Origin of the sequence: Acrocarpospora catenulata, assembly GCF_018476525.1 — a bacterium.
GTDB lineage: Bacteria > Actinomycetota > Actinomycetes > Streptosporangiales > Streptosporangiaceae > Acrocarpospora > Acrocarpospora catenulata.
Genome location: NZ_JAHCST010000004.1, coordinates 124,922 through 150,456 on the forward strand (window position 1 = coordinate 124,922; position 25,535 = coordinate 150,456).

The 25,535-nt window shown below is 70.4% G+C and carries 18 protein-coding genes; 5 read left to right on the plus strand and 13 right to left on the minus strand.

Annotated elements, in window-relative coordinates; translation table 11 throughout:
- Positions 1 to 10: 10 nt before the first annotated feature.
- Positions 11 to 3,271 (plus strand): galactose-binding domain-containing protein, encoded by a 3,261-nt coding sequence (locus KIP79_RS05795; protein WP_214103606.1) that lies wholly within the window; start codon positions 11 to 13, stop codon positions 3,269 to 3,271.
- A 68-nt stretch (positions 3,272 to 3,339) separates the two neighbouring features.
- On the opposite strand, the gene KIP79_RS05800 is transcribed toward KIP79_RS05795, so the two are convergent.
- The 6 genes from KIP79_RS05800 to KIP79_RS05825 form a co-directional block, all read right to left on the minus strand.
- Entirely contained in the window at positions 3,340 to 4,386 is a 1,047-nt protein-coding gene (locus tag KIP79_RS05800) for an ABC transporter ATP-binding protein (RefSeq protein ID WP_308169584.1), read from the minus strand.
- Entirely contained in the window at positions 4,368 to 5,168 is an 801-nt protein-coding gene (locus KIP79_RS05805; RefSeq protein ID WP_214103607.1) for an ABC transporter permease, read from the minus strand. The genes KIP79_RS05800 and KIP79_RS05805 overlap by 19 nt, the downstream gene beginning before the upstream one ends.
- Entirely contained in the window at positions 5,165 to 5,935 is a 771-nt protein-coding gene (gene modA / locus KIP79_RS05810) for a molybdate ABC transporter substrate-binding protein (RefSeq protein WP_214103608.1), read from the minus strand. Before modA ends, KIP79_RS05805 begins: the two co-directional genes overlap by 4 nt.
- A gap of 9 nt (positions 5,936 to 5,944) precedes the next feature.
- Complete coding sequence (locus KIP79_RS05815) at positions 5,945 to 6,343, minus strand: TOBE domain-containing protein (RefSeq protein WP_214103609.1); 399 nt, start codon at positions 6,341 to 6,343, stop codon at positions 5,945 to 5,947.
- Between the two features lie 111 nt (positions 6,344 to 6,454).
- The gene (locus KIP79_RS05820) at positions 6,455 to 7,738 is read right to left on the minus strand and encodes an ArsB/NhaD family transporter (protein ID WP_214103610.1); all 1,284 of its coding nucleotides are present in this window, start codon (positions 7,736 to 7,738) and stop codon (positions 6,455 to 6,457) included.
- Positions 7,735 to 8,220 (minus strand): CBS domain-containing protein, encoded by a 486-nt coding sequence (locus KIP79_RS05825; RefSeq protein WP_214103611.1) that lies wholly within the window; start codon positions 8,218 to 8,220, stop codon positions 7,735 to 7,737. Before KIP79_RS05825 ends, KIP79_RS05820 begins: the two co-directional genes overlap by 4 nt.
- Positions 8,221 to 8,426: 206 nt before the next feature.
- On the opposite strand from KIP79_RS05825, the gene KIP79_RS05830 reads away from it, so the two are divergent.
- Together KIP79_RS05830 and KIP79_RS05835 are read left to right on the plus strand one after the other, a co-directional pair.
- Positions 8,427 to 9,476: a HAMP domain-containing sensor histidine kinase gene (locus tag KIP79_RS05830; RefSeq protein WP_214103612.1), complete on the plus strand. Its 1,050-nt coding sequence runs from the start codon at positions 8,427 to 8,429 to the stop codon at positions 9,474 to 9,476.
- On the plus strand, positions 9,476 to 10,126 hold the full coding sequence (locus KIP79_RS05835) for a response regulator (RefSeq protein WP_214103613.1): 651 nt from the start codon (positions 9,476 to 9,478) through the stop codon (positions 10,124 to 10,126). Before KIP79_RS05830 ends, KIP79_RS05835 begins: the two co-directional genes overlap by 1 nt.
- 4 nt (positions 10,127 to 10,130) lie before the next feature.
- Here KIP79_RS05835 and KIP79_RS05840 read toward each other — a convergent pair whose 3' ends face one another.
- The 5 genes from KIP79_RS05840 to KIP79_RS05860 form a co-directional block, all read right to left on the minus strand.
- On the minus strand, positions 10,131 to 11,279 hold the full coding sequence (locus KIP79_RS05840) for an FG-GAP repeat domain-containing protein (protein ID WP_214103614.1): 1,149 nt from the start codon (positions 11,277 to 11,279) through the stop codon (positions 10,131 to 10,133).
- Positions 11,280 to 11,467: 188 nt separating this feature from the next.
- A complete protein-coding gene (locus tag KIP79_RS05845) occupies positions 11,468 to 14,560 on the minus strand; it encodes a non-ribosomal peptide synthetase (RefSeq protein WP_214103615.1) in 3,093 nt (1,030 codons plus the stop codon).
- Positions 14,557 to 15,810 (minus strand): glycosyltransferase, encoded by a 1,254-nt coding sequence (locus KIP79_RS05850; RefSeq protein WP_214103616.1) that lies wholly within the window; start codon positions 15,808 to 15,810, stop codon positions 14,557 to 14,559. The genes KIP79_RS05845 and KIP79_RS05850 overlap by 4 nt, the downstream gene beginning before the upstream one ends.
- A complete protein-coding gene (locus tag KIP79_RS05855) occupies positions 15,807 to 16,118 on the minus strand; it encodes a phosphopantetheine-binding protein (protein WP_214103617.1) in 312 nt (103 codons plus the stop codon). Before KIP79_RS05855 ends, KIP79_RS05850 begins: the two co-directional genes overlap by 4 nt.
- Positions 16,115 to 21,448, minus strand: a complete 5,334-nt coding sequence (locus KIP79_RS05860; RefSeq protein WP_308169585.1) for a non-ribosomal peptide synthetase/MFS transporter — start codon at positions 21,446 to 21,448, stop codon at positions 16,115 to 16,117. Before KIP79_RS05860 ends, KIP79_RS05855 begins: the two co-directional genes overlap by 4 nt.
- 741 nt (positions 21,449 to 22,189) lie before the next feature.
- Between KIP79_RS05860 and KIP79_RS05865 the strand changes: the two genes are divergently transcribed.
- Positions 22,190 to 23,215 carry a polysaccharide deacetylase family protein gene (locus KIP79_RS05865; protein ID WP_214103619.1) on the plus strand — a complete coding sequence of 342 codons (1,026 nt, stop codon included), beginning with the start codon at positions 22,190 to 22,192 and terminating at the stop codon, positions 23,213 to 23,215.
- Here KIP79_RS05865 and KIP79_RS05870 read toward each other — a convergent pair whose 3' ends face one another.
- On the minus strand, positions 23,216 to 23,458 hold the full coding sequence (locus tag KIP79_RS05870; protein WP_214103620.1) for a YiaA/YiaB family inner membrane protein: 243 nt from the start codon (positions 23,456 to 23,458) through the stop codon (positions 23,216 to 23,218).
- A gap of 165 nt (positions 23,459 to 23,623) precedes the next feature.
- On the opposite strand from KIP79_RS05870, the gene KIP79_RS05875 reads away from it, so the two are divergent.
- Positions 23,624 to 24,031, plus strand: a complete 408-nt coding sequence (locus KIP79_RS05875) for a ClpX C4-type zinc finger protein (protein ID WP_214103621.1) — start codon at positions 23,624 to 23,626, stop codon at positions 24,029 to 24,031.
- Here KIP79_RS05875 and kynU read toward each other — a convergent pair whose 3' ends face one another.
- Positions 24,032 to 25,249: a kynureninase gene (gene kynU / locus KIP79_RS05880; RefSeq protein ID WP_214103622.1), complete on the minus strand. Its 1,218-nt coding sequence runs from the start codon at positions 25,247 to 25,249 to the stop codon at positions 24,032 to 24,034. It lies immediately after the preceding gene.
- Between the last annotated feature and the right edge of the window lie 286 nt (positions 25,250 to 25,535).

Consider the following 25,535-nt stretch of genomic DNA (forward strand, 5'->3'; position numbering starts at 1 on the left):
TGGAGTGCACGTGTTCATTCGCCGCGCCCTTTCCGCGCTGCTGTTACCCATCCTGGCGGGCACCGCGCTCGCCACGCTCCCCGCGTCCCCCGCGGCCGCGGCCCCGCCCCCGACCAGCGGGTTCGAGAAGGTCAAGCTGGACGGCGGCCTGTCCATGGGCGAGCCGATCGAGCTGTCGGTGCTGCCGGACGGCAAGGTCCTCTACATCAACCGGGGCACCTCGGCCGGCGGCGGCCAGGTCCGCCTCTACAACCCGGCCACCCAGACCACCACGGTGGCGCTCACCCTCCAGCTGGACGCCCGTTTCGAGGACGGCCTGATCGGCATCACCCTGCACCCGCAGTTCGCCACCAACCGCTGGGTGTTCCTGTTCTACTCGCCGAAGGTGACCCCGCTGGTGAACCGCATCTCCCGGTTCACCTTCAACACCTCGACCAACGTGCTCGACCCGGCCGGCGAGGTCAAGATCATCGAATGGCCGACCGAGCGGAACCTCTGCTGCCACTCGGCCGGGTCGATGAGCTGGGATACCAACAACAACCTGTACTTCGCGGTGGGCGACAACACCAACTCCGGCGGTGACTCGGCGGGCATGGCGCCCATCGACGAGCGGACCAGCCGCGACCCGCAGTACGACGCCCAGCGCACCTCGGGCAACACCAACGACCTGCGGGGCAAGATCAACCGCATCCACCCGGAGAACGGCGGCGGCTACACCGTCCCGGCGGGGAACCTGTTCCCCGTGGGCACCACGTTGACCAAGCCCGAGATCTACATCATGGGCGTGCGGAACCCGTACCGGATCTGGGTCGACAAGAAGGCGAACAACACCCTGTACTGGGGCGAGGTCGGGCCGGACGCCGGGGCCACCATCCCGAACCGGGGCCCGGCGGCCTACGACGAGTTCAACCGGGCGACCGTTCCCGGCAACTACGGCTGGCCGTACTGCGGCGGGCCGAACGTGGCCTACAACGACTGGGACTTCGCGGCCAACGCGCCCAGGGGCTGGTTCCCCTGCGGCGGCAACACCGGGCCGGTGAACAACTCGCCGCGCAACACCGGCATGCAGCAGCTCCCGCCCACCAAGGGCGCGCTGGTCTGGGAGCAGCACGGCGGCAGCGTGGACTGGCCGGCCCTGGACAACCCGAACGGCTGCGGCTCGCCCAACCACACCGAGGTCTACCACTACGACCCGAACCTGGTCTCGGACGTGAAGTGGCCGCAGTACTACGACAACAAGCTGCTCATCTCCGAGTACTGCCGTAACTGGATCAAGGAGGTCCAGTTCAACAACGGCAACCCCGTCACCGGCACGCCGACCATCATCGAACCGGTCCTGGCGGGCATGAACCTCGTGCATCCCATCGACATGGAGTTCGGCCCGGACGGCTCGCTCTACCTGCTGGAGTACGGCAGCGGCTACTTCTCCGGAGCCGCCGACGCCGGCCTCTACAAGATCAATTACGTCCAGGGCGGCCGGGCCCCGATCGCCCAGGCCGGCGCCAGCGTGGACAACGGCCTGGCCCCGCTGACCGTGAACTTCTCCAGCGCGGGCAGCACCGACCCCGACGGCGACGCCATCACCTACGCCTGGGACTTCGACAACAACGGCACCACCGACTCCACGGCGGCCAACCCGTCCTTCACCTATACCACCGTGGGCGACAAGCGGGCCCGGCTGACCGTACGGGACCCGGGCGGGCGCACCGGCACGACGGTCATCCCGATCGTGGTCGGCAACAACCGGCCGGTGGTGAGCCTCAACGGCATCCCCGCGGGCGGTATGTACAGCTGGGGCGAGAACATCACCATGACCGCCTCGGCCACCGACGCCCAGGACGGCACGATCCCGTGCGGCTCGGTCATCGTCCGGGCCGCCCTCGGCCACCAGGAGCACGCGCACGAGGAGGGCGAGGGGACCGGGTGCGGGGCCACCTTCAACACCGGCCCGATCCACGCCGGCCTGGACGCGGTGCAGTTCTTCGTGTTCCGCGCCGGCTACACCGACCGGGGCGCGACCGGCACGGTACCGCTGACCGGCGAGCGGGAGATCACGGTCTGGCCCAAGCAGTGGCAGGCCGAGCACTTCGTGTCCATGAACGGCCCCCGGGTGGTCGACCAGGCCGCCGCCGAGGGCGGCAAGCGCCTCGGCGACATCCAGAACGGCGAGTGGGTCCGCCACCACGCGGTCAGCCTGAAGGGCATCACCGGCGTCAAGGCCCGGGTGAGCTCGGCCAACGCGGGCGGCGTGCTGTCCTTCCGTTTCGACTCCCCGACCGGCCCCGAGGTGGCCCGGCTGACCGTCGGCAGCACCGGCGGCTGGGACAACTACACCGAGGTCACCGCCCCGGTCACCAAGCCCGACGACAACACCCACGACCTGTACCTGGTGTTCACCGGCGCAACCGGGACCGCCCTGTACGACGTGGACAGCTACACCTTCACCGGCCCCGGCGTGAGCACACCCGGCGGCGGCAACCCCGGCGGCGACCTCGCCCAGGGCAAGCCGGTGACCGTGTCCAGCACCGAGGCGGGCGCCAACGTGGCGGCCAACGCGGTGGACGGCAACTCCGCCACCCGGTGGAGCAGCGCGTACGCCGACCCGCAGTGGATCCAGGTGGACCTGGGCGCGTCGTACGACCTCAACCGGGTCCGCCTGAACTGGGAGGCCGCCTACGGCCGGGCCTACCAGGTCCAGGTCTCCCCCAACGGCAGCACCTGGACCAACGTCTACTCCACCACCACGGGTGACGGCGGCGTGGACGACCTCACGGTCTCCGGAACCGGCCGGTACGTCCGGGTGTACGGCACCCAGCGCGCCCTCACCCAGTACGGCTACTCCCTCTGGGACCTGAACGTCTACGGCACCCCGGCCGGCGGGACCACCCTGCTCTCCCAGGGCCGCCAGGTCACCGTCTCCAGCACGGAGGCGGGCGCCAACGTCGCGGCCAACGCGGTGGACGGGAACACGGCCACCCGGTGGAGCAGCACGTACGCCGACCCGCAGTGGATCCAGGTGGACCTGGGCAGCTCCCGCACGATCAGCCGGGTCCGGCTGAACTGGGAGGCCGCCTACGGCAAGGCGTACCAGATCCAGACCTCACAGAACGCCTCGACCTGGACGGACGTCTACTCGACCACGACTGGCGACGGCGGCATCGACGACCTCACCGTGAACGGCACCGGACGGTACGTCCGGGTCTACGGCACCCAGCGTGGGCTGACCCAGTACGGCTACTCGCTCTGGGAGTTCGAGGTCTTCGGCACCTGATCCTTCCCCCAAACGGCCTCCACGGCGCCGCGCCCCTCCCCCCAAGTCCGGCGCCGTGGAGGCCCCTCTCAAGCCGGATACGCGTGGGTCTCCGCCGCCTTGACGGAGGCCCACACGTGCGTCCCGGGGGTGAGATCGAGCTCCGCCACGGCAGCCGGGGTGATGTCGGCGACGGCGGCGATCGGCCCCTCCAGGTGGATGCGCACGTTGTCCCCGTGCCGTTCCACGCCGTCGATCCTGGCCTCCCAGACGTTGCGCGGGGTGCCGTCCGGGCGGCTGCGGTAGAGGGCCACCGCGCTGGGGGAAAAGGCCACGAAGGCGGGCCCGTCCAGCGGTTCCGCGACGGTGAACACCACCCCGTCCACCTCGACCGCCCGGCCCTGCGCGGTGCCCCGGTAGAGGTTGAGGCCGACCAGGCGGGCCACGTAGTCGGTGCGCGGACGGCGGGCCACTTCGGCGGGCGTGCCCGCCTGCACCACCGCGCCGGCCTCGATCACGATCAGCCGGTCGGCCAGCACCATGGCGTCCAGCGGATCATGGGTGACCAGCACGGTGGCGCCTTCGAAGGCGTCCAGGTGGCGGCGGAGGTGGGCGCGGATCTCCAGCCGGGTGTGCGCGTCCAGCGCGGCCAGCGGTTCGTCCAGCAGGAGCAGCCGGGGGTGGATGGCCAGCGCCCTGGCCAGCGCGACCCGCTGGGCCTGCCCGCCGGAGAGCTGCCCGGGGCGGGCGCCCGTGTGCCCGGCCAGGCCGACCCGGGCCAGCCAGTCGGCGGCGGCGCGGCGGGCGGCGGCCTTGCCAGCGCCCTGGCAGCGCAGCCCGAAGGCCACGTTGTCCAGCGCGGACAGGTGCGGGAAGAGCAGGTAGTCCTGGAAGACCATGCCGATCGGCCGGTTCTCGGGAGGCAGCGCGCGCAGTTCCGCGCCGTCCAGGACGATCTCCCCCTCGGTGAGCCGGGTGAGCCCGGCCAGCAGGCGGAGCGCGGTGGTCTTCCCGGCGCCGTTGGGACCGAGCAGGGCGACCACCTCCCCCCAGGCCACGTCGAGGTCGAGGGTCAGGCGGAAGGCCGGCCGTACCAGGCGCAGGCGGGCGGACAGGCTCACGGGCTGGTCACCCACCGGTCCCGCAGGCTGGCCAGGATGACCACTGAGACCGCGAGCAACACCAGGCTGAGCACGATGGCGGCCTCGGGCTCGGTCTCCAGGGCCAGGTAGACGGCGAGCGGCATGGTCTGGGTGGTGCCGGGGAAGTTCCCGGCGAAGGTGATGGTGGCCCCGAACTCGCCGAGCGCCCGCGCCCAGCAGAGCACCGCCCCCGCGACCACGCCCGGCGCGACCAGCGGCAGGGTCACCCGGCGGAAGATCGTCCAGCGGGAGGCGCCGAGCGTGGCGGCGGCCTCCTCGAAGCGCGGGTCGGCGGCGCGCAGCGCGCCCTCCACGCTGATCACCAGGAACGGCATGGCCACGAACGCCTCCGCCACCACCACCCCGGCCGTGGTGAACGGCAGCGTCACCCCGAACGTGGACTCCAGCCACTGGCCGACCAGTCCGCGCCGGCCCAGCGCCAGCAGCAGCGCCACCCCTCCCACCACCGGCGGCAGCACCAGCGGCACGGTCACCAGCGCTCGGACCACCCGGCGTCCGGGGAAGGACAGCCGGGCCAGGCACCAGGCCAGTGGCACCCCGAGCACCAGGCAGATCGCCGTGGCCAGGGTGGCGGTGACCAGGGAGAGTCGCAGCGCCTCCAGCACCTGGGGTTCGGTGAGCCGCCGCCCGAGCGTGGACCAGGGAGCCCTGATCAGCAGCCCGGCCAGCGGCAGCACCAGGAACACCAGCCCCAGGACGGCGGGGAGCACCAGCACCCACGGCAGCCGTCCCGGAACTGAGGCACGCTCGCTCACGGCGCCTGGAAGCCCGCCTTGGTCAGCACGTCCTTACCCTGCGGGGACAGGACCAGCTCGACGAACTGCCGGGCCAGGTCGGACGCGGGGGCCTTGCTCAGGGGCGCGATCGGGTAGTCGTTGATGGCCTGGTCGGCCTCGGGGAAGGGGATGCCGGTGACCTTCCCGGCCGAGGCGATCACGTCGGTCTGGTAGACCAGCGCCGCGTCCACCTCACCCAGCTCCACCTTGGTCAGCGTAGCCTTGACGTCCTGCTCCAGGGTGACGGGGGTGACCTTCAGCCCGGCCGCGTCCAGCGCCTTGACCGCGGCGGCCCCGCAGGGCACCTGCTCGGCGCAGAGCGCGACCTTGACCTTCGGGTCGGTGAGGTCCTTGAGCGACTCGATCTTGGCGGGGTTGTCCGGCGGGACGGCGATCTGCAGTTTGTTCTTCACGAACACGGTCGGATTCGCGGCCAGGCCCGCGTCGGTGACGGTCTTCATGGTGGCCGGGCTGGCGGCGGCGAACACGTCGGCGGGCGCGCCCTGGGTGATCTGGGTGGCCAGGGTCGCGCTGGAGCCGAAGTTGAACTTCACGGTGGTCCCCGGGTGCGCGGCCTCGAAGGCCTTGCCCAGTTCGGTGAAGGTCTCGGTCAGGGAGGCCGCCGCGAACACGGTGGCCGCCGCGGCGGGGGCGCCGGCGGCGGGGGTGGCCGTCTCCTCGCCGGAGCCGCAGGCGGACACGGCTAAGACGGCGGCGAGGACCAGTCCGGATACGCGCCTGAACAAAGGGACCTCCTACGTACTCTGATCTGGGATCTCCACGACGACGTTGGTGGACTTGATCACCCCGATCGCGACGACCCCGGGCGCCAGACCCAGCTCGTCGGCGGCCTGGCGGCTCATCAGAGACGTGACCCGGTGCGGCCCGGCGGCGATCTCCACCTGCGCCATCACCGAATCCTTGATCACCTCGGTCACGATGCCGCGGAACCGGTTCCGCGCCGAGGACTGCCCTCCGCCGTTCCCAGGGTCGAGCTGGGCCCGCGCGAAGGCCGCCAGATCGGAGCCCTCCAGGACGCGGTGCCCGTTCTCGTCCCGGCGTGCCGGGACGCGACCCCCGTCCACCCAGCGACGCAGGGTGTCGGAGCTGACCCCGAGCAGCGCCGCCGCCTCACTGATCCGGAACGTCGTCACAAGACCTCACCTTACCCTTGCACATTCAAGGCAATACGGCCGCCCAACCTTGCAACAGCATCGTGATTCGGCATCCCAACCTGGCATTTGCCGATGGACTCCGGCAGCCGATCAGAAGTACCGCAGCCAGACGTAGATCCAGGCCAGCACGGTGCTCAGCAGCGTCACCAGGATGCCGTACCTGGTGAACTGCCAGAAGCTGATGCGGTGCCCGGTCCGGGCGGCGATGCCGAGGGCGACCACGTTCGGGCTGGCCGCCACCGCGGTGCCGTTGCCGCTGAAGTCGGCGCCGAGTGCGAAGGCCCACCAGAGCGCCTGGCCGGTCTGCGGATCGGGGGCGTGGGCCACCACACCCTCGACGACCGGGGCCATCGTGGCGGTGTAGGGGATGTTGTCGAAGAAGGCGCCGAGCGCGCTGGAGCCGAAGAGCAGCGCCGTCGCCGCCAGGAAGTACTCCCCGACGAAGGCGTCGGAAACCCAGCGTCCGGCGGTCTCGATGACACCGGTGTGGCTCAGGCCCGCCACCATGACGAACAGGCCCATGAAGAAGACCAGGGTGTGCCACTCGACCTCGCGCAGCACGTCCTCGATCTCGACCCTGGCCACCAGCACCATCACCCCGGCGCCGACCAGGGCCACGATCGAGGGCGCCACGTGCAACACGGCGTGCAGCGCGAACCCGGCCACCACCCCGGCGAGCACGACGAGGCAGCGCACCAGCAGGCGGGTGTCGGTGATCGCCCGCCGCTCGTCCAGCATCATCACCTCGGCCACCCGGTCCGCCCGGTACTCGAAGGACTTGCGGAACAGCAGCCGGGTGAACAGCACGAACAGCACGAAGATGATCGTCACCACCGGCGCCATGTGTACCAGGAAGTCGTTGAAGGTCAGCCCCGCCCGGCTGCCGATGATGATGTTGGGCGGGTCCCCGATGAGAGTCGCGGCCCCGCCGATGTTGGCGGCCAGCACCTCCGCGATCAGGTACGGCCTGGCCGAGATGCCCAGCCGGTCGCAGACCACCACGGTGACCGGCGCGACCAGCATGATCGTGGTCACGTTGTCCAGGAACGGCGAGGCGATGGCGGTGATCACCATGAACATCACCATCAGCCGGTACGGCTCGCCCTTGGCCTTCTTGGCCGCCCAGATGGCCAGGAAGTCGAAGATGCCGGTCTGTTTGATCACCCCAACGATGATCATCATGCCGAGCAGCAGGAAGATGACGTTCCAGTCGATGCCCTCGTGCTCGGAGTAGAAGACGTCCGACCCGGGAATCAGCCCGAGCACGGCCATCGCCCCGGCACCGATGAGCACCACCGCGACCTTGTTGGCCTTTTCGGTGGCGATGAAGTAGAAAGCGACAACGAAGATCGCGAGTGCGATCAGTCCGCTCATGGGGGCGAACCCGGCAGCGGGTCGGACTCACCCGGCGCGTCCAGCGCCAGGCTGGTGAGCAGCCGCTCCAGCGTGATCGCCCCGGTCAGCGCGCCGGTCCGGTCCACCACCGCGACCAGCGGCGTGCGCAGCCTGGCCATGAGCACGGCCACCTCCAGCAGGGTGGCGTCCGGCGGCACGGTCACCGGCTTGGCCGCGTGCCCGGGCAGGCAGTCCATCACGGTCAGGTGACCAAGACCACGCCAGAACAGGTCCGCATGCGGCTCGTCCACGGTTCGGGCCAGCGCCGACCCCTCCTGGAACGCCCCCGGCACCACGAGCCGGAGCACCTGGGTGTCGGGCAGCACCGTCACCGGCCGGGAGCGGTCGTCCACCACGATCAGGCCGGGCAGCCGCCCGAGCGCCATCACCCGGAGGGCCTTGGCCACCGGGTCGTGGAAGGTCACGGTCGGCAGGGTCACGGCGATGTCGCGTGCCCGCATCGTTTGCTCCTGTAGGTCGTGATCTGTGGTCCCTGACGAGCTCATGAGGTCACTCTCCTCCGCCGTACGGGTTCGCCCAGTCTGGGCAGTACCTGTCACCTGCGGCTATCAGGTCCCGCACCCATCTGCACGGGGGTAGGACATGCAGTGAGATGGGTGGCCGACCGGATGGACGGAACCGGCCCCGGCACGATGGGGTGGTGAAGATGAGCGAGCAGAGCACCCGTCCGAGCACGCCCGCACAGGCGCTGTTCCGTCGGCTGATCGTGATCAACGGGTTGGTGTTCACCACGGCCACGGCGGTGCTCGCCCTCTCCCCCGCCACCGTGTCCGCGCCGATCCTGCCCAAGGAGGTGCTCGTCCTGGGGGTCGGCCTGATCGTGATCCTGGCCGCCAACGCGCTGCTGCTGCGGCGCAGCCTGGCCCCGCTGAACGAGCTCACCGCGCTGATGCGCCGGGTCGACCTGCTGCAGACCGGGGACCGGCTGACCGAGAGCGGCAACGGCGACCTGACCGACCTGATCGCCACCTTCAACGCCATGCTCGACCGGCTGGAGGCCGAACGCGGGGCCAGCAGCGCGCACGCGCTGGCCGCCCAGGAGGGGGAACGGCAGCGCATCGCCCGCGAGCTGCACGACGAGATCGGGCAGAGCCTCACCGTGGTGCTGCTCTCCCTCAAACGCGCGGTGGACCAGGCCCCCGACCACCTGCGCGAACCCCTCCAGACGGTCCAGGAGTCGGTCAGGACCAGCCTGGACGAGGTCCGCCAGGTGGCCCGCCGCCTCCGGCCCGGCGTGCTGGAGGACCTCGGCCTGCACGCCGCGCTGATCGCCCTGGGCAGCGACTTCTCGGCGAGCAGCGGGGTGCGTCTGACCCGCAGGGTGGCCCACGACCTGCCGGAACTGAGCAGTGAGGTCGAGTTGGTGCTCTACCGGATCGCCCAGGAGAGCCTGACCAACGTGGCCCGCCACGCCGGGGCCGACCAGGTGACCCTCACGCTCACCGCCGCCGGCGGCGAGCTGATGCTGCGCATCGCCGACGACGGCCGCGGCGGGGCGGTGTCCACCGGGGCTGGCATCCGGGGCATGCGCGAACGAGCCCTGCTCATCGGCGCCCGCCTGACCATCACCTCACCCCCCGGCGGCGGCACCGACGTCCGCCTCACGGTCCCCCTCACCAGACGCACCACCGATCCCGCCCCTTCACCTGGCCCTTCACCGGACGCCTCACTGCGCCGAACCGGAGCTGACCTCTGATGCACCCGACTCGGATCCTGCTCGCCGACGACCACGCCCTGGTCCGGCACGGCCTGCGGCTGATCCTCGACGCCGAACCCGACCTCACCGTGGTCGCCGAGGCCGCCGACGGGGCAGAGGCGGTCGACGCCGCCGCCGCGGGAGACGTGGATCTGGCCATCCTGGACATCGCCATGCCCCGGATGACCGGCATCCAGGCGGCCCGCGAGATCAACCGCCGCGCCCCCGGCATCCGCATCCTGATCCTGTCCATGTACGACAACGAGCAGTACTTCTTCGAATCCCTCAAAGCGGGCGCCTCCGGCTACGTCCTCAAATCAGTGGCCGACCGCGACCTCCTGGAGGCCTGCCGCGCCGCCATGCGCGGCGAACCCTTCCTCTACCCCGGCGCGGTCACCGCCCTCATCCGCGACTACCTCCTCCGCGCCCGCCAGGGCGAACGCCTCCCCGACAACATCCTCACCCCCCGCGAGGAGGAGATCCTCAAACTGATCGCCGAAGGCAACTCCGCCCGCGAGATCGCCGAAACCCTGGTCATCAGCGTCAAGACGGTCGACCGCCACCGCGCCAACATCCTGGCGAAACTGGGCATGCGCGACCGTCTCGACCTGACCCGCTACGCCATCCGCGCGGGCCTCATCGAACCCTGAAATATCAGGGGATGGGGTGGTTGGCCACCCAGAAGGCGTCGGGGGTTCTCTTGAAGGCCACCGGCAGGGAGCTCCAGCCCGCCCCGCCGGTCAGCGCGGCATCGGACAGGCCGTCGCCGTCGAAGTCGCCGCCCGCCGCCTTGACCCCGGGAAGGGCGGCCCAGCGTTCGAAGTCACCTACGCTGTAGGTCCGCGAGTGGATGGTGTTGTAGGGCGGGACCACGTCCTGGCCGTACGCGGTGATCTGCGTCGTGTTCGAGTCTCCGACCACGAGCCAGTCGTCCCGCTTGCCCACCCCTACGTTGAAGTAGTAGTCCCCGGCCAGCGTCTGCGCACCGGGCTTGCTCGACAGAGTGTTCAGGTCAGACCTCGCCACCTGCGCCGTGAAGTCACCATTCCCCTTGGACAACAGGTTGTGGACGTCGCCGCCGTGGGTGTTGGAGCCGACCTGGGTCAGGTCAGCCCTGCCGTCTCCGTCGAAATCACCGCTGAGGATCTTGGCCTTCGGGTCGGAAACCCAGTCCAGCCACCACCTGTGCACCGGCCTGTTGGTAATGGTGAAGCTGTAGTTGGTGGTGGCGAAGGCGACCGGGAGCGTGGTCCAGTGGGCGGGGCCGGTGAGCATCAGATCGGTCAGGCCGTCCGCGTTGACGTCGCCCGCGGCCAGCTTGGCGGCCGGGTCACTGGCCCAGAGGAACCAGTCGCCGGGGGCGGAGTAGTTGACCACGTTGAAGGTCCCGTCGCCGTTGGACAGGGCCACCTTGACGACGTACCAGAACAGGTCCGGCCCGGTCATGATCAGGTCGGCTTTCTGGTCGCCGTTGACGTCCCCGACCGCGATCTTGGCTTTGGGCTCGGCGGCCCACGTCGCCCAGTTGGCCCCGATGGGCGCGTTGGTGACGTTGAAGGTCCCGTCACCGTTGGAGAACGCCACCGGCAGGCTGGACCAGCCATACGGCCCGGTCATGGCCAGGTCGTCGTACCCATCGTTGTTGAAGTCCCCCGCGTACACCTTCGCGGCTGGATCGGTGGCCCAGGTGGCCCAGTGGCTGACCATCGCGTTGGCCGGAGCGGCCCCGGCCACCGCCACGCCCGTGGTAGCGAGGGCGACCGCCACAGCGACCAGCCCACGCAGCATGCTCTTCTTCGACACGGCTACGACTTACCTTCCTGCTAAGAACGACAGAGTTCACCCAGAAACACCTCCCTTCATGGCGTTCCACAACGTTCCACGGCGTTCCATCGCGTTCCACACAGTCGCCCTCAGCACGGCGCTGTTGGGAGGCGGCGGTTCCAGGCGGGTGATCAGGAAAGTCGGCATCGGCTGAAAATTCCCCTGATTTACGCTCCGGCCAGCTTGGCCGCCTCGTCCTCTGACATTTGCTCCAGTTCGGCGGTGAGGAGGTCCTCGATTGCGTGGGCCAGGTCGGTCACTGTACGGCGGGTGAACAGGGTTCGGATTGGTATGTCCAGGTCGATGGTGGCGCGGAGGCGGGCGGCTACCCGGACGGCGATCAGGGAGTGGCCGCCGACGGTGAAGAAGTCGTCTCTGGCGCCGATTTTGTCCAGGCCGAGGACCTCTGACCAGATTTCGGCGACCAGGCGTTCGGCGTCGGTGGAGGGCTCGACGTAGGCGGCGGCGCGGTCGGGGACGGGGTCGGGGAGGGACTTGCGGTCGATCTTGCCGCTGATGGTCAGGGGGAGGGTGGGGAGTCTGGTCCAGAGGGCGGGCATCATGTACTGCGGGAGTGTGCGTTCCAGCTGCTCACGGACTTCGGTGAGGTCGGCGGGGCCCACGACGTACGCGATGAGGATCTCGCCGCGGGCCACCACGGCGGCCTGGGTCACGCCGGGGCAGGCCAGGATGGCGGCCTCGATTTCGCCGGGTTCGATGCGGAAGCCGCGGACCTTGAGCTGGTTGTCGAGGCGGCCGAGGAATTCGATCTGGCCGTCGGCGCGCCAGCGGGCGCGGTCGCCGGTGCGGTAGAGGCGACCTCCGCCGAAGGGGTCGGGCACGAATCGTTCGGCGGTGAGGCCGGGCCTGCGGTGGTAGCCGGTGGCCACGCCCGCGCCGCCGATCAGGAGTTCGCCGGGCACGCCGGTGGGGGCGATCTCACCGGCCGCGTCCAGCACGTACACCTGGGTGTTGGCGATCGGCGCGCCGATCCGGGGGTCCCCGGGGTCGGCCGGGACCTCCCAGGTGGTGGACCAGATCGTGGTCTCGGTGGGGCCGTACACGTTGAGCAGTCGGCGCAGACGGGGGCGCAGGTCGCGGGCGAGTTCGTCCGGGAGGGCCTCGCCGCCGACCAAGCCGGTGATGGCGGGGTCGGCGAAACCGGCTTCGATGAGCACCCGCCAGCCGGAGGGGGTGGCCTGGATGTGGGTGATGCCGGTGTCCTTGATCAGGGCCAGTTGGGCGGCGCCGTCTACAGCGCTGTCCCGGTCGACGATCACCGCACGGCCGCCGGTGATGAGCGGGAGGTAGAGCTCCAGGGCCGAGATGTCGAAGGAGACGGAGGACAGGACCATCCACACGTGCTCCGGCCCGACAGCCAGCAGGTCGTTGAAGCCGACCAGCAGGTTGACCAGGGCGGAATGCGGGATCACGACACCCTTGGGGCGGCCGGTGGAGCCGGAGGTGTAGAGCAGGTAGGCCGGATCGTCAGGGCCACCACGACCAGGCTGGGCCTCTCCAGGGCTCTTCGCATCCTCGTCCTGGGGATGAGCGGCGTGGCCGGCCGGTGGAGCCGCCATCGCCTCGGCCAGATCCACCGTGGGGAGGTCGTCGGGCAGCCGGTCGCGCAGGGTGGGCTCGGTGAGGGCGAGCGCCGCCCCCGAGTCCGCCACCAGGTACGCGATGCGCGCCTCCGGGTTCTCCGGGTCGATGGGCAGGTAGGCCGCCCCCGTCCTGAGCACGCCGAGCAGGGCGGGCAGCAGCGCCGCCGACCGGTTCAGGCAGAGCGCGACCACCGTTCCCGGCCCGGCTCCCTCGGCGGCCAGCCGTCCGGCTACCCGTCCCGCGGCGGTGTCCAACTCCCGGTAGGTGAGGGTGACGCCACCGATCGCGGCGACGGCGTCAGGTGTGCGTGCCACCTGGGCCTGGAAGAGGCTGAGCAGGGTGGCCGGTTCGGGCAGCGGGCGGCCGGTGGCGTTCCACGCACGGACCAACTGGTCCCGCTCGGCCGCGTCGAGCAGGGGTAGCCGGGAGAGCTGAGCGGTGGGCTCGGCCGCGATGCCGTGCAGCAGCACCTGGAAACGCTCGAACAGCGAGGCGACGGTGGCCCGGTCGAACAGTTCGGTGCTGTAGCGGACGATGGCCGCCAGTTCGCCGCTGTCGTCGCCCGCCCACCACAGGTCGACGGTGAGGTCGTTGCGTACCCAGTGCCAGCCGTGTGGGAACGGCGTCGCCAGCAGCCCGCCGACGGAGTGCGTGCGCTCCAGTTCGGTGGCGTGCAGGGTGAGGGTGGTCTGGTAGAAGGGCGTGGTGCTGAGGTCGCGGCCGACGTCGAGTTCGTCGACCAGTCGCTCGAAGGGCACCGTACGGCGGGTCAGCGCGCCGAGCAGGGCGAGCTTGGTCCGCCGGAGGAACTCGGTGAAGGCCGGGTCGCCGGACAGGTCGCCGCGGAGCACGAGCATGCCGGAGAGGTTGGCCACCAGGTTCTTGGCCTGGTCGGTGTCCCGGCCCGCGTCGGGCACGCCGACGCAGAGGTCATCCTGGCCGGTGTGGCGGGCCAGCAGGACCTGGTACGCGGCGAGCAGCACGGTGAAGAGCGTGCACCGTTCGCGTTTGGCCAGCTCGGCCAGTGCGGCGGCGAGCGGGGCGGCGATCCGGAAGGCGATCTCGTCACCGTAGCCCCGGCGTTCGGCCGGGCGAGGGTGGTCGGTCGGCAACTCCAGGGTGGGCGGGTCGGCCAGCCGGTCCACCCAGTAGGCCAGGTCCTTGGGGTTCACCTCGGGCGGTGGCGGGATCTCCAGGGGAAGCGGGGGCGGTGCCGTACCTTCGTAGCACGCGGTGAAGTCGGACATGAGCACGTCGAGGGACCAGCCGTCGGCGGCGATGTGGTGGAGGACGAAGGCGAGCACGTGCACGTCCGGGGCCAGGCTGAGCACGGTGACCCGGAAGGGGATCTCGGCGCCGAGGTCGAAGGGCCGGTTGGTGCGTTCGGCGACCAGCCGTACGGCTTCCGCCTCGTCAGCTTCCAGCCACTCCATCGGGACCGGGGCGGGTGGGTCCACCACGGCCACGGGGCCGCCGTCCACCTCGGGGAAACGGGTGCGCAGGGTGGCGTGCCGGGCCGAGACGGCGGTCACCGCGCGTGCCAGGGCGTCGCGGTCGAGGGGACCGGTGAGCCGCCGCACCCGGTGCAGGTTGAAGGAGGCGTCCGCGGGGTCGAAGCGCTGCAGGAACCAGACGCGCAGCTGAGCGGGGGTCATGCCGTCTCTCCAATGATCAGTTTGCGGCCGAGCGCCAGCTGTTCTGCGCGGGTCAGCAGGTGCCGCGCCGAGTAGGCGACCTGGCGTCCCGCCAGTTCCTCGACGGCCTCGGCGGCGACGGTCAGGCCGTCGGCGGCGGTGCAGAGCGCGGTGGCGCGGCGGCGGGTCTCCGCGTCGGCCAGAGCGTCCGAGATCAGAGAGGCGATCTCGGGGACGTTCCACCGCTGCTCCGGCAGCCAGGAGCCGAGCCCGGCCGCGCTGAGCCTGGCGCCGTTCTCCGAGCGGTCGAAGCCGTGCGCCAGCACCACCTGGGGCGTGCCCGCGGCCACCCCGCGGATCATGGTGCCGATGCCGCCGTGGTGCACCACCGCCCCCACCCGGGGCATCACCTGGGGGAACGGCAGCCGGGGGAACCAGCGCATGCCGTCCGGCAGCCGTGCCGGCACCAGATCCCGGTGGCGTACGGCGAGCAGGGCCGGACGCCCCGCCAACTGGCACGCCTCGACGGCGACCTCGTAGAACCGCCGGTGCAGCATGCGCCCGGTTCCCCCGGTGACCAGCACTGCTCCCTGGTCGAGGAGTTCGGCCGCCTCCGGCGGCAGTTCGGTGCCCTCGGTGTCGTCGCCGAGCGGCGCCCCCATCAGCCGGACCCGGCGCGGCGCCGGGGTGCCCGCCTTGTCGAACCATTCCGGCCAGAGCGCCAGATCCAGGTGGGCGGAGGCGAACCAGGCCGTCCAGTCGCCCACCGGGGGCAGGCCGAGACCCGCCCTGATGGCGTTCAGCCGGTCGGCCATCGTGGTCTGGTACATGTGCGCGATGCCGCGCTCCGACATGTACTGGATGGGGGTGACCGCCACCCAGACGGCCGGCGCGTCCAGGGCCTCGGCCGCGAAGAGCGTGGACATGGCGGTGGTGTGCCGCCCGACCAGGACGGTCTCGCCCGGGACATACCGTTCCATCATCCGGCCCGCCTCGAAGGCGATCTGCTCGAACAGGCCGTTCCGCTCGTAGTAGGCCCGCCACCGCTCCAGCCCGGCGGCCAGCAGCGGCGGGGTGTCCGCCAGGTTCCGTTCGTACGCCTCCGGCGTGTCGATGGCCGTGAACGACAGCCCGGCACGCTCGGCGGTCGGCCCGAAGGGGGCGTGGGTCAGCATCTCCACCTCGTGCCCGCGTTCCCTGAGGACCCGGCCGAGGGCCACGAACGGCAGCACGTCGCCGTGGCTGCCGTGGGTGGCCATGATCACCCTCACTGGCGGTCCTGCCCGCCAAGCAGCGCCCGGATCTCGCCGCCCGGCAGGCGGTCCACCTCGGCGAGCAGGTCGGCCACGTCCTCCTCCTCGCGGCTCTCCTGGATCGCCCTGGCCGCCGCCGCGACCGTGAGATCCTCGGCGAAGAGCACCTCGATCGGCAGCGAGACGCCGAACTCGCTCTCCACCCGGGCCAGGAACTGCACCATCGCCAGCGACTGCCCGCCGAGTTCGAAGAAATCGTCGGACGGTGAGCTGACCTCGACGCCGAGGATCTCGCGCCAGAGCCGCATGACCTGCTGTTCGTTCACGACTTGCCCTCCGTGGTGCGGCTTTGCAGAAGCTGGTATCCGAGCACGTCGTCTGGGGTGGCGTCGGGGACGGTGTGGTCGAACTGCCACAGGCCGCGCAGCCGGGTGGCCACCAGCACGCTGACCGCCATGACCAGGCCGAACAGCAGGTACATGAAGGCGATGCCGCGCCCTTCCCCGGTGCCGATCAGCGCGCCGACCGTGTCGGCCAGCGCGCCGCCCTCGGCCAGCAGCGGCTCGAAGAAGGCAGTGCCGTACGGGGCGACCAGTCCGAACCCGATGGGCAGGGTGGAGAAGGCGACCAACTGGTTGAGGGCGAAGACCCGGCCGTGGAACCGCTGCGGCACCTTGACCTGGATGATCGTCGCGTAGATGCCGTTCAGCAGGGTCAGCGAGGCGAACATGCCGAACACGCCGACCGCGATCACCGCCAGGTTCTCCCTGGCTCCGACGACCAGCGCGAACAGCGCCAGCGACAGGGTGGCCAGCAACTGGCCGCGCAGCCGCAGCCGCCGGGGTCCTCCCCACAGGGTCATGGTCAGGCCGCTGAGGAAGACGCCGAGCCCGCCGAAGAAGGTGACCCTGCCCACGTCGGAGAGTTCGGCGAAGGAGAGCACGAGCGGGGAGACCAGCAGGAAGAGCGGGGACATGAACAGGTTGACCACGGCGAAGAAGAGCAGCATGCGCCGGATGCCGAGATGGCCCCAGGTGTACCGGAAGCCCTGCACCATCTCGGTGAGCACGCTTTCCCGGCGCTGGTGCGGCATGGTCCGGGGGAACTTGATCACCAGGACGACGGTGATCGCCACCGTGTAGCTGACCACGTCGATGACGAGGATGCCGCCCAGCCCGATCACCGACAGCAGCCCGGCCGCGGCGAGCGGCACCACCAGCTGGGACACGCCGGTGGCCATGCCGACCACGCCGTTGGCGTGGCCGAGGAAGCGTTTGGGCACCAGCTGCGGGATGGCCGAGGTGTAGGCCACCCGCTGGAAGGTGAGCGACATGGAGAGCACCACCAGCAGCGGGTAGATCTGCCAGATCTGGAGGTTGTCCGTCCAGACCAGCAGTCCCAGGATCAGCTGGGTGGACCCGGCGGCCGCGTCGCTGATGGCCAGCACCTTCCGCCGGTTGAACCGGTCGACCACGGCCCCGGCCAGCGGGGCCACCAGCAGGCCCGGCACCAGGCCGAGCACCGAGAAGAGCGCGAAGTTGGCCAGCGAGCCGGTGGTCAGGTAGATCCAGATCGGGATGGCGAACTCGGTCAGCGCCGAGCCGGTCATCGAGACCAGCTGCCCGGCCGCCAGCATCAGGAAGCGCCGCATGCTGGGCGGTGGCCCCACCTCGGGTACGGCTCCCGCCGCGCCGCCGGCCCGCCTGGACAGTCCCTGCAGCCACCAGGTCTCCTGGCCGGTCTGCCGCTCGATCGTGGCCGTGTCGTCCGCCGCGATGGCCGGATGCACGGTGGTCACGATGGCGGCCAGCTCCTCCGCCCGATATTTCAGGAAATAGTGGGCGGCTTCATCGAGGACCACGCAGCCGGCCACCGGGGAGAGGCAGTGCCACTCCCGGTACCGCTCCTGGTAGTACTCCATGATCGGGTCCCGCTCCCCGGCCACCGCGATCACCGGCGCCCGCAACTGCTCGGCCCCCTCCTCGAAGAGCTTCGCGAAGTACCGCTCGGCCTCCCGGGTGCCGCGCCGCCGGTTGCCGACGATGAGCTCAAGCTCTTCCTGCTCGAACTCCGAGACGTCCAGACCCGCCGCGACCAGCCCGTTCACCCGGGCCTGGTCACCGCCGAGGTCCTCCAGCCACTCCCCGACCCTGGCGAAGGCCCCGCGCGGCCGGGCGAACGGGAAGACTCCGCCCAGGTAGATGGCCTCGATCTCGCGCCCCTTGGCCTCCAGCCGCCGGGCGATCTCGGCGCAGAGCGTGGTGCCGACGCCGCAGTGGCCGTACAGGACCAGCGGGCCCTGCACGGTGGCGATGATCTCGGTGGCGCACTCCTCGGCCACCTCGAGCAGCGGCCTGGGCTGCTCGCCCAGCTCGTGGCCGGGTACGCCGATGGAGTAGAGCGCCCAGTCCTCGGGCATCGCGTCCGCGAGCGGCTTGTAGATGACCGCGCTGCCCCCGCCGTACGGCGCGCAGACCAGGGTGGCGGTGGTGGCCCGTGCGGGGGTGAGCCGGTGGAGCAGGCCGCCAGAGGAGTCGCCGCCGGAGTCGATCAACCGGGCCAGCTCGCGTACGGTCGGATACTTGAACAGCTCCATCAGGGTGACCGTGTGCCCGGCCTTCCGCAGCCGGGCCACCACCTGCATGGCCAGCAGCGAGTGCCCGCCCAGGTCGAAGAAGTCGTCCAGCGCGCCGACCCGGTCCAGGCCCAGCACGGCGGCCCAGATCTCCGCGACCGTCTCCTCCACCGGCGTGGCCGGCGGGGTGAACTCGCCCTCCCGGGTGTCGCCGGGGTCGGGCAGCGCGGCCCGGTCCACCTTGCCGTGCGACTTCAGCGGCAGCCGGTCCAGCCAGACGTACCGGACGGGGACCATGTAGTCGGGTAACCGCTCCTTCAGCCAGGCGCGCAGGTCGGCGCCTGCCTCCTCCTCACCCACCAGGTAGGCCACCAGGCGCTGGCCGCGCAGCTCCACCACGGTGAGCGCGACGGCGGGGTGCTCGGCCAGCACGGTCTCCACCTCGCCGAGTTCGACCCGGTAGCCGCGGACCTTGACCTGGAGGTCGCGGCGGCCCAGGAACTGCAGCGCGCCGTCCGGGAGCCAGCGGCCCAGGTCGCCGGTGCGGTAGACGCGGGCGCCTGGCCTGCCGTACGGGTCAGGGAGGAACTTCTCGGCGGTGAGGCCGGGGCGGCCGAGGTAGCCGACGGCGAGGCGGTCGCCGCCCAGGTAGATCTCCCCTGGCACCCCGGCGGGGACCGGGCGCATGCGCTCGTCCAGGACGTAGACCCGGGCCCCGGGGAGCGGGCGGCCGATGGGCAGCGTGGCCTGGCCGCTCTGGCCGCGTGGCACGGCGAAGGTGGTGACGCCGACGGTGGCCTCGGTGGGGCCGTAGTGGTTGATCACCGTGCAGTGTTCGGCCAGCTCGCTGGCCCAGCCGACGGTGGACGCCTCGCCGCCCAGGATGAGCAGCCTGGCCGGGAGGAGTTCGGCGGGGTCGGCCTCGGCGAGCAGGGCGGCCAGGTGGGACGGAGTGATCTTGAGGTAGTCCGGCCGGGCCCGCCGGAAGTAGGCGAGCAGGTCGGGGGCGGCGGTGCGGGACGGGATCAGGTGCAGGCAGCCGCCGGTCATCAGCGACAGGTAGAAGACCGTGACGCCGAAGTCGAAGGCGAGCGACTGTGGCAGCGCGTACACGCCGCCGGGCTCGACGGCGAAGCGTTCGCGCACCCCGGCCAGGTAGACCAGCACCTCACGGTGGCGGACGGCGACGCCCTTCGGCCGTCCGGTGGTGCCCGAGGTGTAGATCACGTACGCCAGGTCGTCGGCGGTGACCCCGCTGTCCACGGGGGTGTCCGGGCAGTCGGGGGCGTCCGGGGGGATCTGCGTGACGTCCACCGGCAGGGACCCCACCGCGATCCGCACCCCCGCGTCCGCGACCATGTACGCCAGCCGCTCGGCCGGTTGCTCCGGATCCAGCGGCACGTACGCCGCCCCCGACTTGAGCACCCCGAGCAGCGCGACCGCCAGTTCGGCGGACTGCTCCAGCGCCACCGCGACCCGGTCGCCGGGATGTACGCCGAGCTCGCGGAGCCGGTGCGCGAGCCGGTTGGCGCGCCGCTCCAGGTCGGCGTAGCTCACCGTGTCGGCGTCGAAGACGACGGCGGGGGCATCCGGCCTGGCGGAGTCGACCAGGTCGTGCAGGAGCTCGGCGGGCAGCGGCCGGGGTGCGCTGGACTCGCCGAGGGTCAGTACATGGGCGGTCTCCTCCCGGGGCACCCAGTCCAGTTCGGAGAGCCGCCTATGGGGATTGGCCACGATGCTCTGGAGCAGGGTGCGCAGCGAGTCGGCCAGCCGGGCGACGCTCTCCGGCAGGAACAGGTCGGGGTTGTAGATGAACGTCCCGTCCAGTTCCCCCTCGGCCTCCCACAGGTAGAGCGCCAGGTCGAACCGGCTCACCTCGATGTCCATGCCGAACGGCGAGACATCCAGGCCCAGCGACTCCGCACCCTGGGCCACGTAGTTCTGCAGCGCGAACATCACCTGGAAGACCGCCGAGCGGCTGACGTCCCGCTCCACCTTGAGCTCGTTGACCAGCTGGTCGAAGGGCGTCTCCTGGTGGGAGTAGGCGTCCAGGCAGTCGTCGCGTACCTGGATGAGGAACTCGGTGAAGGTCGGGTCGCCGTCCAGGTCGGCGCGCATGGCCAGGGTGTTGACGAACATGCCGGCCATGCCGTCCAGCTCGGGCAGGCCGCGCCCGCTCACCGGGCTGCCGACGGCGAAGTCCCGCTGCCCGGACCAGCGGCCCAGCAGCACCTGGAGGGCCGCCAGCAGCGCCATGTACGGCGTGGCCCCGTGGCTCGCGCTCAGCTCCGCGATCCCGGCGGTGATCCCCGCGTCCAGGTGCAGACCGTGGCCCCGCCCGGCGGTGGTCTGCTCGGGCGGCCGGGGGAAGTCGGCGGGCAACTCCAGCGGGGGCACGCCCTTGAGCCGCTCCGACCAGTACCGCAGGTCCCGCTGGTAGGCCGGGGTGCCCTCGCGCTCACGCTGCCAGATCGCGTGGTCGCCGTACTGCACGGGCAGCGGGCGCAGCGGGGACTCCCGGCCCTCCCGGAACGCGGCGTGCAGCTGGATCAGTTCACGGAGCAGGATCTCCCCGGACCAGCCGTCGGTGATCGCGTGATGCGCGGACATCAGCAGCACGTGGTCACCAGGGGCGAGCCGGATCAGCAGCACCCGGAGCAGCCCGCCGGCGGTCAGGTCGAAGGTACGGGCCAGCTGGGCCGAGACCAGCTGTCTCGCCTCCTCCTCGGAACCGGCCGTGACCAGCAGGAACTCGGTGGACGGCTGGTCGTCCACGACCACCTGGGGCAGCCCGTCCTCGGAGGTGACCAAGCGCATGCGCAGGCTCTCGTGGCGCCGGGTCACCTCGGCGACCGCCTGGCGGAAGGCGTCCTCGTCCAGGTCACCGCCGAGCCGGACGACGAACGGGATGGTGTACGCCGTGGTGCCTGGCCGGTACTGCTCCAGGAACCAGAGGCGCTCCTGGGCCCGCGAGAGCGGCGGGGTGGTGCCGGGTGGTCGTGGGGTGACGGTCGTGGCAGCGGTTCTGCGTTGCAGTCGCTGGGCGAGAAGAGCCTGTTTGGCCGGGGACAGACTGGTCACTTGCACTCCGAGTGGTCGGTCACAACGCGCTGCCGTCGACTCGGGATGAGCAGCACGATTGACGCGCTCCCCGTCCGTCGCGATGGATGGGAACGCTCCCACGCCGGTTGAAGGCTAGATTTCGCCGCAGACGGCGGTCAAGCATTCACGCATATTTCATTACGATTCATGCTTTATCGGACGTGTCCATGAAATGGCCTGCACTTTCACCTTTGAATGGTGTGCGAGGGTGCTCGACGCTTGACACGGAACCGGGCGGCCGGGGTGCGCTCCCGGTCGCCCTCCCGCTCTGATTCAGGCTTTACAGCAGGTCAGAGGCAGCTGTTGACGGCACTCGTACCGAACGAGCCGACCATCGGGCGCCCGCGTCGTCGACGGTTCTTTCGATTCCCCTGGTGCCCGAGAGCGTGACGGTGATCGTGTTCCGGAAACGCGCGTTCGGTGTCTTGAGCTCCTCGATACCCGGTCCGCGGGAATATCCACGCCTTGATTGAAGAACGAATAGGCGCACATTCCGATCGTCTCGTGGTTGCCTGTCGGGCCGGCTCGGGGATCTCACAGCGACTGGTCCGAGGCGGCACAGACCCGGGGTGAGCGGCAGGTGCTCATCGGCCGGCAGGCGCAGGTTGATCTTCAGGGGGCTGTCGCCCGGATGATCCGGATTTTAACTATCACCCCGTCTCTCGTCCCGACTTAACGGGGAGTAATCGGACATGTCCTGTTTGTGAGGGGGAGTTGGGGATGAGAATCGCTCTACTGGTGAGCGGGGCGCTCGTGCTGACCGGCTGCGCGGCGCTGACTGGGTCGAAACATGATGGCAAGCAGGAGGCCAAGGCGGCGGCCAAACAGGCGGCCAAACCGGTGAACGCGGCGGCAGCCGCCGCGAAGGTGAAGGCCAACGAACTGGGGCAGGTCCCGGTGCTCATGTACCACCGCATCGTCGAGAAGCCCACCACACAGGACGACCGCACACCGGCGGACTTCCGCGCCGAGCTGGAGCGCCTGGCCCGTGAGGACTATGTGCCGGTCACCGCGGCCGAGTACGTGACAGGCAAGATCGACATCCCGGCGGGCAAACACCCGGTGGTGCTCACCTTCGACGACTCCTCGCCCTCCCAGCTCACCCTGGACGGCGCCGGCACCCCGAAGGCCGACACGGCGGTGGCCATCCTCCGCGAGGTGGCCGCCAAGCACCCCGGCTTCCGGCCGGTCGCCACCTTCTACGTGACCCGTGACATGTTCGGCGAACCCCGCCCCAACATCCAGGCGCAGCTGGTCTCCTGGCTCCGGCAGAACGGCTTCGACCTCGGCAACCACACCAAGGACCACCACAGCCTCGGGGGCAAGTCCCAGGAGGCGGTGGCCTCGGACGTGGTGGACGGGCACGAGCTGATCACCAAGCTGAACGGCGGAACCCCGGTCACCATCGCCCTGCCGTACGGGATCCAGCCCCGGCAGAAGGAATGGGCGCTGAAGGGGAAGAAGGGGTCGGTCTCCTACGACTACGGCGGGGAGTTCCTGGCCGGCTACACCCCCGCGCCGTCGCCGTTCAGCAAGGAGTTCGACCCGACCTCGATCCCGCGGATCCGGTCCGGGGACAAGAAGGGGGACTGCTCGCAGTTCTGCTCGTCGGCCTGGCTGGACCGGCTGAAGGAGATGCCGGGCGAGCGCTACACCTCGGACGGCAACCCCAAGACCGTGGCGATGCCGAAGTTCCAGCAGACCATGCTGGCGGCGAAGTTCGCTTCCCGGGCACTCGGTTACTGATTAGTTGGAGGTACGGAAGGTGACCGCGGCCGCCTCGTCCTCCTGGCGGTCGCGTACGCACTTGGCCAGGGTGAAGGTCGAGGTCACCGCGTAGAACACGCCGACGGCAAGGAAGGCCCGGACCCAGGCGTCCACCGGGAGGTAGGCGATGCCCACGGTGAGGGCGGCGAGGGAGAGCACGAAGGACAGCACGGCCTGCAGGAAGAACGCCCGAGTTGAGGCGTTTCGGGATGGTCTGTTCATGCCGCCCATCGTGCCGGGCCCGCCGGCCCCGCCGCCTGAGCTGGACTACTCAAGTTACTGGTGAGTAGTAGTCGCGATTCGCCCATGAAACCCGGGTTTTTCCATGATCATGTACGTCGGCGTGCCCAACTTGATGGCGGCCGGATGACAACTTAAGGTTGTCTTATGGAGCCATCAGAGTTACTGGCGCGGGCGCGGTCACGTGCCGCCAACCCCTCTGACCCGCTGGACACCCTGGCCGCGGCGCGACTCCTCAGCGAGGAGCTCAACCGGGACGCTGACGCGCTGCTCGACCTGGCGGTCCACGACGCCCGCGCGGCGGGCACCTCGTGGACCGCGATCGGGGACCGGCTCGGGGTCTCCAAGCAGGCCGCCAGGAAACGCTTCGCCAAGCCCTTCAAGCACCCCTTCGCCGCCCGGCGCACCCGCAGGGAAGCGGCCTGCTCGTTCTGCCGGAAGCCGCCAGGGCCGCGGGTGCACATGGTGCACGGCGAGGCCGGGCGCATCTGCGCCGACTGCGTGGCGCTGGCGGGGGAGATCGTCGCGGACCTGAAGGCGAAGTCGCGGAACTGATCACGTGACGGTGAGGCGCCGCTGGTAGCGGTCCTCCCGCCAGAGTTCCTTGCCGAGCACCTCGGCCAGCATGTCGGCGGCGTCGTAGACGTCCACGTACCGGTTGTAGAGCGGGGCGAAGCCGAAGCGCATGATGTCCGGGGCGCGGAAGTCGCCGTGCACGCCGCGGTCGATCAGCGCGCGCATGATGGGGTAGCTGTGCTCGTGCCGGAAGCACACCTGGCTGCCCCGTTCGACCGGGTCGCGCGGGGTGGCCAGTTCCAGGCCGAGTCCCTCGGTGAGCGCGATGAACAGTTCGGTGAGGGCCACACTCTTGGCCCGGATCGAGCGCATGTCCACCTTCGCCCAGATCTCCAGGGAGGCGTTGAGCGCGGCAAAGGAGATCACCGGGGGGCTGCCGACCGCGAACCGGCGTACGCCGTCGGCCGGGCGGTAGTCGGGTTCGAAGTCGAACGGCGCGGCATGGCCGTGCCAGCCGGAGATCGCGTTCCTGGCCGCCTCCTGGTGCTGGGCCGCCACGTACAGGTAGGCGGGGGCGCCGGGGCCGCCGTTGAGGTACTTGTACGTGCAGCCCACCGCGAAGTCCACCCCGGTCACGTCCACCGGGAGGGCGCCGGTGCTGTGGCAGAGGTCCCAGACGACCAGGGCGCCGGCCGCCCTGACCTGCTCGGTGATGGCGGTCATGTCGCGGATCGCGCCGGTGCGGTAGTCCACGTGCGAGATGAGCACCACCGCCACGTCCGGGCCGAGCACGTCGGCCAGGCTCCGCTCGGGGCCGGTCTCGCGGATCTCACGGTCGAAGGTGGCGGCGACGCCCTGCACGACGTACCGGTCGGTGGGGAACTCCCCGGCGTCGCAGACGATCACTCGGCGGTCCGGGCGGAGGCGGAGCGCGGCGGAGAGCACCTTGAAGATGGAGATGGAGGTGGAGTCGCCCGCGAGCACCTCGCCCGGGGCCGCGCCGATCAGCTGGCCGATGCGGTCGCCGGTGCTCTGCGGCAGGTCCCACCAGCCCGCGGTGTTCCAGCTGGCGCCCAGGTGCCGGCCCCACTCCACGCCCACCGTGTGAGCCACCCGTTCCACCGCGCGTTTGGGCAGCGCGCCCAGCGAGTTGCCGAGCAGATAGACCACCCCGTCGGGGAGCACGAACTCGTCCCGGTAGTCACGCAGGGGGTCGGCGGCGTCGAGCGCGGCACAGCCGGCGCGGGTGATACTCATGGCCCCATCATTCCCGTAAATTTCACGACTCGGCCAGTGTGAAGGTGCCATAACCTGCCCGGAAAACCGGACGAAAACCTATGATCACATCTCGTGGCCGTTGAGCGGTGCGGTAACGGAGCGTCACAGATCATCGGGGCCGGGCGACCACGGAGCGTTAGGTCACCCGGAGATCACGGTAGCCGCGTTCCGTGTCTTCCGACCCGGCGGTTTCCGCCTCCCCCACCGCCACAACCAGGAGCGGGAGGAGATTGCACGATGCCCTTCCCGCATCCTTTCCGAGCCG

Excerpts from the sequence above, each read along its gene's own strand:
- KIP79_RS05875 (WP_214103621.1), top strand. The coding sequence starts at position 23,624 with ATGGAGCCATCAGAGTTACTGGCGCGGGCGCGGTCACGTGCCGCCAAC.
- KIP79_RS05845 (WP_214103615.1), bottom strand. The coding sequence starts at position 14,560 with ATGACCCCCGCTCAGCTGCGCGTCTGGTTCCTGCAGCGCTTCGACCCC.
- KIP79_RS05830 (WP_214103612.1), top strand. The coding sequence starts at position 8,427 with ATGAGCGAGCAGAGCACCCGTCCGAGCACGCCCGCACAGGCGCTGTTC.
- KIP79_RS05870 (WP_214103620.1), bottom strand. The coding sequence starts at position 23,458 with ATGAACAGACCATCCCGAAACGCCTCAACTCGGGCGTTCTTCCTGCAG.
- KIP79_RS05820 (WP_214103610.1), bottom strand. The coding sequence starts at position 7,738 with ATGAGCGGACTGATCGCACTCGCGATCTTCGTTGTCGCTTTCTACTTC.
- KIP79_RS05825 (WP_214103611.1), bottom strand. The coding sequence starts at position 8,220 with ATGCGGGCACGCGACATCGCCGTGACCCTGCCGACCGTGACCTTCCAC.
- KIP79_RS05835 (WP_214103613.1), top strand. The coding sequence starts at position 9,476 with ATGCACCCGACTCGGATCCTGCTCGCCGACGACCACGCCCTGGTCCGG.
- kynU (WP_214103622.1), bottom strand. The coding sequence starts at position 25,249 with ATGAGTATCACCCGCGCCGGCTGTGCCGCGCTCGACGCCGCCGACCCC.
- KIP79_RS05865 (WP_214103619.1), top strand. The coding sequence starts at position 22,190 with ATGAGAATCGCTCTACTGGTGAGCGGGGCGCTCGTGCTGACCGGCTGC.